This window comes from Pseudomonas sp. TNT3 (assembly GCF_010095445.2).
In the GTDB taxonomy this organism is placed as follows: Bacteria; Pseudomonadota; Gammaproteobacteria; order Pseudomonadales; family Pseudomonadaceae; genus Aquipseudomonas.
Window position 1 is genome coordinate 1 of the sequence record NZ_WFGV02000126.1, and the last position, 2,090, is coordinate 2,090.

The following is a 2,090-nucleotide window of genomic DNA, read 5'->3' on the forward strand; positions in this document are numbered from 1 at the left end:
CGATCCCGCCTGAGCCTGCGCGGCCTCCACCGAGCGCCGGACGCGGCCGAACAAGTCGATTTCCCAGGCGGCATCCACTGCCGCGCGAGTGGTTTCCATTGAGCGCTGCTGGCCGAACGGGGTCTCGACTTCGCTGCGCCGTCGGTGCTCATAACCGAGGGCGGCACCGCCGCTAGGCAAGAATCCCTGGCGGCTCTCGCGCAGCATTGCTTTGGCTTCGTCGAGCCGCGCGGCGGCGATGCCGATATCGTGGTTGGCCGCCAGCGCCTGCTGGATCAATTGGCTGAGTACGGGCTCATCAAACACACGCCACCACTGCACCTCGACGTCGCCCGTACCGAGGCCGGCGATGGGCGCGCCGAAGCTCGCCGGCCGTTGAGCGGCGGGCAGCACGGGCGTGGAATAATCAGGCCCCACCGCAGCGCAGCCGGACACCAGGAGCGACGTCAACAGAAACGCTTGATAGGCCAATTTCATGACGCGCGCTCCTCCATCTGCACCTTCGGACTCGAACCCTTGCGCTCCAGGCGCAGCGCAAGGCTGCGCATCACCACGTAGAACACCGGCGTCAGGAACAGTCCGAACAGCGTCACCCCCAGCATGCCGGCGAACACTGCGACCCCCATGGCATGACGCATCTCGGCCCCGGCGCCGCTGGCAAATACCAGGGGCACCACGCCAGCGATGAACGCCAGCGAGGTCATCAGGATCGGCCGCAGGCGCAACTGGCACGCGTGGATAACCGCTTCCAGCGGGCTGGCACCTTCGGCTTCAAGACTGCGCGCGAACTCGACAATCAATATGGCGTTTTTCGCAGCCAGGCCGACCAGCACCACCAGCCCGATCTGCACGAACACATTGTTGTCGCCATCCACCAGCCAGACCCCGATGATCGCGCTGAGCAGGCACATGGGCACAATCAGCAAGACCGCCAGGGGCAGCAGCCAGCTGTTGTATTGCGCGGCCAGGATCAGATAAGCCAGCAACACACAGAGCGGAAGAATGAACAGGGCCGATGACCCGGCGAGCTTCTGCTGGTAGGTCAAGTCAGTCCATTCATAGGTCACGCCTTCGGGCAGCACCTCTTGCGCCAGACGCTCCATGAGTGCCACGGCCTGCCCTGAACTCACACCGGGCATCGCTCCGCCAGAGATGTCGGCCGAAGGGTAGCCGTTGTAGTGAATCACCCGATCGGGGCCGGACCCCGGGGTGACGGTGACAAACGCCGACAACGGCAGCATGTCCCCGTCCGCATTGCGCACCTGCAGGCGGCCGATGGCTTCGGCTTGCATGCGATGGTCCGCATCCGCCTGGGCGGTCACTTTGTAGGTGCGGCCGAAACGGTTGAAGTCGTTGACGTACAGCGAACCGAGGTAGACCTGCAACGACTCGAACACATCCGCCAGTCGCACACCCTGGCTCTTGACCTGGGTGCGGTCGATGTCAACATTCAACTGGGGCGCGTTGACGTCCAGACTCGTCATCAACCCGACGACCTGGCCCGACTCGCTGGCTTTTGTCATCAGCATCCGGGTCTGCTGCACCAGCGCCTCAAGCCCGACCCCGCCACGGTCCTCGACCTGCAGCTTGAAGCCTCCGGTGACCCCAAGGCCGGGCACTGGCGGCGGCGGGAACACACCGAGGAACCCGTCGGGAATGCTTGCGAATTTCGCTTGCAGGCGCCCGGCGATGGCGACTGCCGTCATGTCCGAAGAGGTACGTTCCTTGAACGGATCGAGCATGACGAACATCACCGCGGCATTCGGGACATTGACGAAGCCGTTGACCGACAGCCCGGGGAACGCCACCACGCTTTCGACCCCCGGTTCACCCAGGGCGATTTTCGACATTTGCCGCACCACCGCATCGGTACGATCCAGCGAAGCCGAATTGGGCAACTGGGCGATGCCGACCAGGTAGTACTTGTCTTGCATCGGCACGAAGCCCGCCGGTACAGCGCTGAAGCCAAACCAGGTCAGCGCGAGCAACCCGCCATAGACCAACAGCGCCGCGCCGCGACGGCCCGCCACTTTGCGCACCGTGTTGCCATACGCCTGCGGGGCACGGTGGAACGGCCGGCCCAGCACCTG

General features: G+C 64.6%; 2 protein-coding genes. Both read right to left on the reverse strand.

Annotated elements, in window-relative coordinates:
- Positions 1–477, reverse strand: a 477-nt coding sequence (locus GBC55_RS29665; RefSeq protein ID WP_247267080.1) for a TolC family protein, incomplete at its 3' end; no start/stop codon positions are given.
- A partial coding sequence (locus GBC55_RS29670; RefSeq protein WP_247267081.1) for an efflux RND transporter permease subunit occupies positions 474–2,090 on the reverse strand: 1,617 nt, incomplete at its 5' end. The genes GBC55_RS29665 and GBC55_RS29670, both read right to left, overlap by 4 nt.